Here is an 8683-nt window from a genome sequence, read left to right as displayed (position 1 = left end):
CGGCGGACGCGACCCGCCGGTGTGGCTGGAATTGATGTCGAGCGGTCGATAACCGGTGTGGCGGCGTATCGCGAGAAGTCCTTGCCTCCCTACGGTGACGTCCGGCACGCGGACGGGAGGAGTCGGGAGCCACCCGAGGGCGCCGTCCGGGCGGACAGGAGAGTTGTCTCGATGCGAGTTTGGAGTCGCGCGGTGGCGGTGCTCGCCGCGGCCGCGGTCGTGGTGGCCGGGGTGCCGGCGCTCGCCGCCACCGTCACGGTCGCGGATGCCGGCGTCACCGGGCGCACCGGGGCACGGACCACGGGTGGCAGCGCCGCGCTCGGCGCCGCCCGGACGGTCGCCACCAAGGCGCTGGTGACCCCGGGGGACACCCGGCTGATGCCGTCCACGCCCCGCGCGGACACGCCGCGGATCACCAACGGCGAGATCGTCGACATCGAGGTGATCGGGAACCGCGTCTTCGTCGCCGGCACCTTCACGTCGATCGCGAACGTGGGCGGCACCGCGATCACGCAGCGGTCGCTGGCCGCGTACAACCTGGACACCGGCAAGGTGGACACCGGCTTCAAGCCCACCATCGACGGCGCGGTGGCGGCCGTCGAGGCCTCGCCGGACGGGTCGTCGCTCTACATCGCGGGCTCGTTCAACACGATCAACGGGGTCACCAAGCGCAAGATCGCCCGGCTCAACCCGACCACCGGCGCGCCGGTCGCCGCGTTCACCGCGACCGCGAGCGCGCGGGCGACCGCGCTGGCCGTCAGCCCCACCGCGGTCTACGTCGGCGGCCAGTTCGCCACCGTCAACGGCGTCGCCCGCAGCGGCCTGGCCGCGCTCAACCCCACCACCGGCGCGGTCGACACCGCGTTCAACCTGCCGCTCACCGGCGGCATCGGCGTCGGCGGCATGCTCACCGTGCAGCAGCTCAAGCTCACCCACGACCGCAGTAAGCTGCTGGTGGTGCACACCGGGCGCCAGATCGCCGGCCAGGACCGCTACGGAGTCGCGCTGATCGGCACCGCCAGCAAGGCGCTGCTGCCGTGGCGGACCCGGCTGTGGGAGGACAACCTCTCCTTCGTCGGCGGCATCCAGCGCGTCTTCGCCGGCGACATCGCGCCGGACGACTCCTACTTCGTGGTCACCAGTGGCTCCGGCGGCGACCGCCCGCCGATCAACGACACCGCCATCGCTTACCCGCTGACCGGTGACGACCACGTCGAACCGCTCTGGGTCTCCCGGCACTTCGACAGCATCTACTCGGTCGCGATCACCGCCACCGCCGTCTACGTCGGCGGCCACTTCAGCTGGCAGGAGTCGCCCACCTCGAACGTGCCCTGGCCCGGCCTGGACAACGTCGGGTACGGCACCGGCCAGGGCCTCAGCGGCTACGGCCTCGGCGACCAGGTGGTCCGCCGTGACCACCTCGGCGCGCTGGACCCGGTCACCGGCACCGCGCTGGAGTGGAACCCCGGCTCCAACTCGTACGAGGGGGACAAGGCGATGCTGGCCACCTCGCGCGGCCTGCTCGTCGGCGGCGACGGCAACGTCAAGGGCGGTAAGACCACCGGCCGGGTCGCCTTCTTCGACCTGTCCAAGGAGCCCGCGCCGTCGGCGCTGGACACCACCGTCACCACGCCCATCGAGGGCGCGGTGAAGCAGGCCGGCGAGTCGTTCGACCTGGGCGGGCAGGCGCTCGCCCCGGCCGGCGTGTCGCGGGTCCAGGTGGAGATCATGGACCGTAACAGCGGCAAGTACCTCCAGGCCGACCTGACGACCTGGGGCGCGTTCAAGGGCGTCAACGCGACGGTCGCCACGCCGAACGCCACCTCGACCACCTGGAAACTGCCGGTGTCGCTGCCGGCCGGCGCCTACCAGATCCAGGCCAAGACGTTCGGCCGCGACGGCGCCGGCGACACCACCAAGGCGACCAAGAAGATCGAGACGTTCCGCTTCGACGACCTGCCGCCCTCGACCCGGATCGGCGCGCCGACCGCCGGCCTGCTCGCCACGAAGAGCTTCGTCGCGACCGGCACCGCGACCGACGACAAGGGCGTCAGCGCGATGGTCTACTCGTTCCGCACGCCGGACAACCGGTACCTGCAGGACGACGGCAGCGTCGCGGCGGTCTACAACACGTTCCGGGGCGAGCCGGACGTGATCGGCGCGACGTCCGCCACCTGGCAGTACGAGGTGACGCTGCCGACCGAGGGCCAGTGGCGGATGACCGCCACCGCGGTCGACAACGTCGGGCAGAGCGACCTGCGCGGCGACACCCGGGACTGGACGATCTCGGCGACCGGCGTGCCGCCGACGGTGGAGATCACCGCACCGGTGGCGATGACCCCGCCGGCCACCGCGCCGCCGCTGACCGTCGCCCCGGGCGCGCCGATCACGTTCGCGGGCACCGCGCGCGACGAGGACGCGCTGAAGTCGGTCGAGATCTACCTGCGCAACACCACCACCCGCGAGGCGTTGGCGGCGGACGGCACGTGGGGGGCCGACTCGGTGGCCGCGTACCACCGGATCTCCCCGACCAACCTCGACGCGGCGACGTTCGACTGGACCTTCACCACGGTGCCGCTCACCGCCGGGGTCTACGACTTCCGGGTCCGCGCGACCGACAGGCTGGGCCTGACCACGTCGAGCGCCAACCTGGGCCGGCTCACCGTCACGGCGCAGACGCCCGGCGACGCCTTCCCGAACGGTCTGCTCAGCTTCACCGGCACCGACCAGAACATCGACCGGTTGCACCTCGACCTGGCCGGCACGGCCACCGACGACAAGGGCGTCCGGGCCGTCCGGGTGGCGCTGCGTGACCTGGACACCGGCCGGTACGTGCAGCCGGGCGGCACGATGGCCGCCGCGTTCGCCACCGTCGACGCGACGTTGGCGAATCCCGGCGGCACGAGCACCGCGTTCACGCTCTCGATCGACCTGCCCACGAAGGGCACGTACAGCGTCGAGGCGTGGGCCGTGGACACGGCCGGCCAGCAGGACGGGTCGACCGCCGGCGCCACCGCCAAGTACCTCGTCTATCCCGGCGACCTCGACCCGACGCTGGAGCCGAGCATCACCCCGGTCGAGGGCGAGGCCTACACCGGGGGACGGATCGTGGTGTCCGGCCGCGCCGTCGACGACGTCGGGATGCAGCGGGTCGAGGTGCAGATCACCAACAGCGCCGGGCAGGGGATGACCGCGGCCGGCACGTTCGGCCGGGCCGGCACCTGGATCGCGACGTTCCTCACCAGCCCGGGCTCGCCGGGGTCGAACTTCGCGTACACGTCACCGGCCGTGCCGGCCGGCACCTACTCGGTGACGATCCGCGGGATGGACAACCACGGGCAGTACCAGCAGCCGCCCCGTACCGTCTCGGTGACCGTCACCGGCTGAGCCGGTCGGCCCGTGGGCCGGTCCGCGTCGGTTTCTCCGGCGCCGGGCCGGCCCACGGCCGTCTGGGGCGGACGAGCCGCATCCCGGCGGTCGCCGGGCGGTCCATGGTGGCCGGGCCGACCCGCCGCGACGACGCCGGCGAACCACCGCCCGCATCCCCGCATCGTCACACACCGACCAGCGTTGTGGAAAAGGCAAGGAGCAGGGCGCAAGTTGCGGGAAAGCGGCAGAAATATATTGATGCCGGCAAATCTTGACGCGTGTTCGTCCGGTAGCGCACGGTAAGGAAAGTGGTCGGTAGTGCAGGAGGCGGTCATGCGGTTGAATCCGTTCGCGGGAGCGTATCTCACCGATCCGGCCGGTGTCTGGGCCCGGCTGCTGGCCGGCGACGGCGGGGTGCACCACGACGAGGAACTCGGGCTGTGGCTGATCAGCCGGCACGCCGACGTCCGGCGCGCGCTCGCCGACGCGCGGTCGTTCGGCAACGCCCTCACCCTCGCCCCGGTCTACGACGTCTGCCCGGAGGCGCTGGCCCTGGTCGCCCAGATCGACGCGCCGCCCACCACCGCCGCGGCCGACCCGCCGGTGCATCCGCGCACCCGGCGGGCGCTGCGGGTCACGTTCGCCAACACCCCGGAACGGGTCGAGCAACGCTACGGCCGGATCGTCCGCCGCCGGGTGGACGAGCTGGTGTCGCGGCTGGCCGCCCGCGGCGGGGAGGAGGTGGACCTGGTCACCGCGTTCACCGCCGAGCTGCCGCTGCTGGTCCTGCTGGACATCCTCGGGGTGCCGGCGGGCGACGTGCCGCGCATCCGGGCCTGGGCGGACGGGCAGATCGCGCTGATCTGGGGCCGGCCCGACCCGGCCGAGCAGGTGCGGCTGGCCGGCGGGCTGCTGGAGTTCTGGCGCTACTGCCAGGACCTCGTGCGGCGTCGGCTCGACGGTGGCGGCGACGACTACGTCGGCGAGCTGCTGGCGTACCGGCACGGCGACGACGAGGTGCTGACCGTGGCCGAGGTGTCCAGCATCGTGTTCAACCTGCTGGTCGCCGGGCACGAGACGACGGCCGGGCTGCTCGCCCACGCGCTGGAGCGGGCGCTGGCCGAACCGGACCGGTGGCGGTCGTTCGCCGAGCGGCCGGAGCGGGTGCCCGCGTTCCTCGCCGAGACGCTGCGCTTCGCGCCCGCCATCGACGGTTGGCTGCGGGTGACCAACCGGCCGGTCACGCTGGGCGGGGTCACCATCCCCGCCGGGGCGCGTTGCCTGCTGCTGATCGGCGCCGCCAACCGGGACCCGGCGGCGTTCCGCCACCCCGACCGGTTCGACCCGGAGCGCCCGGACGCGCACGACCACCTCTCCTTCGGCCACGGGCCGCACTTCTGCATCGGGGCGGCGCTGGCCCGGCTGGAGGCCGGCACCGCGCTCACCCGCCTCGCGGCGGCCCTGCCGGGCCTGCGGCTGGCGCCGGGACACCACCGCGCCTTCCGGCCCAACCTGGCGTTCCGGGCCCACCGGGCGCTGCCGGTCACGGTCGCCGCGACGGTGCCGTCCGGCCACCGCCCGGAGGGATGACGCGTGGTCGTCGGGGCGCCGGACGGCCGGCGCGGGCGGATACGCAGCGCAGTCGCGTCTTCACACCCGCGCGTCGGTGGGTTAAGAATGACCCCCTGCGAACGCCCAGTCATCACCCGCCCTCGATCTGCTGCCGATGCCGGTCCGGCGTCGCGAAGGTGAGCACATGGATCGCACGCCCGCGTCGAACGCCGATCCCTCCGCCGCCAGCCGCCAGTTCCGTGCCGAGCTGCGCCGCTGGCGGACCCGGCGCGGCCTGACCCAGCGGGCGCTGGCCGAACGGGTGCGGTTCAGCCGGGAGACGGTCGCCGCGGTCGAGTCCGGCCGGCGGTTCGGCAGCCAGGAGTTCGCCGCCCGCTGCGACGATGTGCTCGCCACCGGCGGCCGGCTGTGCGACATGTGGCCGCAGGTCGCGGCGGAGCAGTTGGCCGCGGACGGCCGGCGGGGGCCCCGGTTCGGCGAGGCGGACCGGCCGGACGCCGCACCCGCCGTGCGGCGCGACCCGCGCGACCCGCAGGCCGTGGTGGCGGCGATCGACGAGCTTCGGGAGCTGATCGGTCAGGTGCTCGCGCAGCCCGAGCCGGAGGGGCCTCCACCGCCGGCGGTGGACCGCCGCTGACCGGGGTCCGGTCCCCGGGCGCCGGGGTCGGCCACCGGCGTCGCCAACTCTGGGTACAGATGCTGGTACGGCCTGTTTGTACCACGGCCGGGTCTGGCCTCGACGCATGGCTTCCGGCGCAATGAGACGTGCAATCCGCAAATGCAGATAGAACTTTGCCGATCAGTGCGGGGAGTCAGCAGTGGCGTCGAGCACGAGGTCCCACGCGGCCCGACCCTACCCGACCCGCCGCCGTCGGTGGCGCATCGGCGGCCGGATGCGTCTCATCGTGGCGGCCCCGCTCGTCGCCGTGATGGGCTTCGCCGGCCTGGCGCTGACCGAGAGCGCCCGCCAGACCGCCCGCGCCAGCGACCTCGGCCAACTCGCCCAACTCGGCGCCGAGGCGGGCGGCCTGGCACATCGCCTCCAGCACGAGCGGATCGTCGCCGCCGACCTGCTGACCCGGGGTGGCGCCGAGCAGCAGGACGCCTTCGCCGACGCCACCACCGCCACCGACGCCGCAGTGGCCGGCTACCGCCGGCAGCGCGCCCGGGTGCCCTCCGGCGCCGCCGCCGAACGGGCCGTGCTGCCCCGCATCGACGCCGCGCTCGCCGCCCTCGCGCCGCTGCGCGCCCAGGTCCGCACCGCCGAACGCGCCTCGGTGTCGGCGATGACCTTCAGCTACCGCATCGTCATCGCCGACCTGCTCGGGCTGCGGGAGAGCGTCACCCTCGGCGTGGTCGAGCCGCGGATCGCGGACGGCATCCGTGCCTCCGCCGCGCTGTCCAAAGTGGCCGAGGCGGTCGGCCAGCAACAGGTGGCCGTGCTGCGCGCGGTCACCGCCGGCCAGGTGACACCCGCCCTGCAACAGGACATCACCGCCGCCCGGACCGGCATCACCGAGGCGACGCTGGCCTTCCTGGCCCTCGCCCGGCCGGCCTGGCAGGGCTGGTGGGAGCAGGCCGGCAGCGGGGAGAGCGCGCTGCGGCTGCAACGCCTCCTCGACCAGGTGGCGCGCACGGCGGCGGGCGAACGCCTCCAGCTCGACCTGGGCACCTGGCTCAACGCCACCGGGCAGTGGGCGGTCCGCCTGGCCGAGCTGCGCCTGCGGGTCGACGGCGCGGTGCTCGACGACATCCGCGCCGCGCACGCCGAGCAACGCCGACGCACCGTCGTCGAGGCGGCGGCCGCCCTGCTGGCGCTGCTGCTGACCGCACTGGTCACCTGGGCGGTCGCCCGTCAGATCACCCGACGGCTGCGCCGGCTGCGGGACGCGGCGAACGCGGTCGCCTTCGAACGGCTGCCCCAGGTGGTGGCCCGGTTGCAGGAACCGGACAGCGCCTCGGTGGACCCGGACGAACTGGCCCGCCGGCAGGCCGTCGACGCGGTGGAGGTCTCCGGCGACGACGAGATCGGCGAGGTCGGGCAGGCGTTCAGCGCGGTGCACCGGGCCGCCGTACGCACCGCCGCCGAGCAGGCCGTGATGCGGGCCAACACCGCGGAGATCTTCATCCACCTGAGCCGGCGGGAGCAGCGCCTGGTCGACGCCGTCCTGGCCCAGGTCGACAAGGTCGAGCAGGACGAGACCGACCCGGACCGGCTGCACCAGCTCTACGCGCTGGACAACCTCGCCACCCGGATGGGCCGGATCAACGCCAGCCTGCTGGTGCTGGGCGGGGTCGGCGTCGGGCGGGTCCGCCACCACGACGTGCCGCTGCCCCAGGTGCTGCAGGCCGCGCAGAGCCAGATCGAGCACTACCCCCGCATCCGCATCGGCCTGGTGGACGGCGACGTGGCGGTGGCCGCCGAGTCGGTCGACGAGGTGGTGCACCTGCTCGCCGAGCTGATGGAGAACGCCACCGGCTACTCGCCGCCGGCCACCGAGGCCTGGGTGACCGGCCGCGGCCTCGGCGACCGGGTGATCGTGCAGATCAGCGACGAGGGCGTCGGGCTGCCCCCGCACCGGCGGCAGCAGCTCAACGACCTGCTCGCCCAGCCGCCCGCCATCGACGTCGCCACCGTCCGGGCGATGGGCCTGGTCGTGGTGGGGCAACTCGCCACCCGGCTCGGCGCCGCCGTCCAGCTCCGCTCCGGGCCGCGTCGGGGCACCATCGCCGAGGTGGCGCTCCCGGCCGCGCTGATCAGGCCGCTGCCGCCCGAGGAGTTCCTGCTCACCCCCGACCGGCCGTCCCGGCGGGCGGGCCGCACCACCGTCGCCTCCCCGACCGGGCGGGCCACCGTCGTGCCGGCCGGGGCGCGCCCCGCCCCGCAGCCGTGGGCCGGCGGGCCGGCCGCCGACCGGGCGCTCCCGGTCGCCCCGGTGTTCCAGCCGGCGGCGTCCCGGACGGGCGACGCACCCACCGAGGAGCTGGTCATCTTCCACCAGGTCAACCACTGGTTCCAGGCGGACCGGCCGGACGGCGACGGCGGGTCGTGGGCCGGCCCCGCCGACGACGCCTGGCGCACCGCGGCGCGCTCCGACGAGCCCCGGGTCGCCGGCACCACCACCTCCGGGCTGCCCCGCCGGCAGCCGCAGGAGCAACTGGTGCCCGGCGGCGTACCGGCGCCCCGGCAGGCCACCGAGCACCGTGACCCGGCCCGGGTGGCCAACGCGATGGCCGCCTACGCCCGCGGTGTCGCCGGCCGCCGGACCACCCTCATCACCCACTGACCCGACAAGGGAGCGCACGTGACCGACCACCAGGATCTCGGCTGGCTGTTGGACGCCTTCGCCGAGCGCGCCACCGAGGTCACCCACGCCATCGCCATCTCCAGCGACGGTCTGATGGTGGCCGCCACCCGCGGTCTCCCGCCGGACCGGGCCGACCAGTTGGCGGCCACCGGCAGCGGGCTGGTCAGTCTGCTGCGCGGCGCGGCGGCGTTCTTCGACGCCGGCGCGGTGATCTCCAACGTCACCCAGCTCGAGGGCGGCTTCATGTTCTCCATGGCCTTCAACGACGGCGCCTCACTGCTCGTGCTCGCCGATCCGCGGTGCGACGTCGGCAAGGTCTCCTACGAGATGACCGAGCTGGCGAACCGCATCGGCGACGCGCTCACCCCCGCGGCCCGGGCGGCCCTGAGCCGCAGCCGCTGACCGCCGGCAGCACGCCGGATCCTCACCCCTGA

5 protein-coding genes are annotated in these 8683 nt (G+C 74.3%); all 5 read left to right on the top strand.

Features of this window, described 5'->3' with window-relative positions; all coding sequences use genetic code 11:
- Positions 1-171: 171 nt before the first annotated feature.
- Positions 172-3387 (top strand): phage tail protein, encoded by a 3216-nt coding sequence (locus tag H1D33_RS14750; protein ID WP_181567520.1) that lies wholly within the window; start codon positions 172-174, stop codon positions 3385-3387.
- 315 nt (positions 3388-3702) lie between these two features.
- Positions 3703-4959 carry a cytochrome P450 gene (locus H1D33_RS14745; protein WP_181567521.1) on the top strand — a complete coding sequence of 419 codons (1257 nt, stop codon included), beginning with the start codon at positions 3703-3705 and terminating at the stop codon, positions 4957-4959.
- Between the two features lie 166 nt (positions 4960-5125).
- Positions 5126-5578: a helix-turn-helix transcriptional regulator gene (locus H1D33_RS14740; RefSeq protein WP_181567522.1), complete on the top strand. Its 453-nt coding sequence runs from the start codon at positions 5126-5128 to the stop codon at positions 5576-5578.
- Between the two features lie 256 nt (positions 5579-5834).
- Positions 5835-8228: a nitrate- and nitrite sensing domain-containing protein gene (locus H1D33_RS14735; protein ID WP_181567523.1), complete on the top strand. Its 2394-nt coding sequence runs from the start codon at positions 5835-5837 to the stop codon at positions 8226-8228.
- Positions 8229-8246: 18 nt separating this feature from the next.
- Positions 8247-8651, top strand: coding sequence for a roadblock/LC7 domain-containing protein (locus H1D33_RS14730; RefSeq protein ID WP_181567524.1), 405 nt, complete (start codon positions 8247-8249; stop codon positions 8649-8651).
- Positions 8652-8683: the final 32 nt, after the last annotated feature.

Source organism: Micromonospora ferruginea (assembly GCF_013694245.2).
Lineage (GTDB): Bacteria > Actinomycetota > Actinomycetes > Mycobacteriales > Micromonosporaceae > Micromonospora > Micromonospora robiginosa.
Note: the sequence above shows the minus strand (reverse complement) of the source record. Positions and strands in the feature narration are given on the sequence as shown.

Bases quoted from the DNA above. Each gene is read 5' to 3' on its own strand.
- H1D33_RS14750 (WP_181567520.1), top strand. From the start codon at position 172: ATGCGAGTTTGGAGTCGCGCGGTGGCGGTGCTCGCCGCGGCCGCGGTC.
- H1D33_RS14745 (WP_181567521.1), top strand. From the start codon at position 3,703: ATGCGGTTGAATCCGTTCGCGGGAGCGTATCTCACCGATCCGGCCGGT.
- H1D33_RS14740 (WP_181567522.1), top strand. From the start codon at position 5,126: ATGGATCGCACGCCCGCGTCGAACGCCGATCCCTCCGCCGCCAGCCGC.
- H1D33_RS14735 (WP_181567523.1), top strand. From the start codon at position 5,835: ATGCGTCTCATCGTGGCGGCCCCGCTCGTCGCCGTGATGGGCTTCGCC.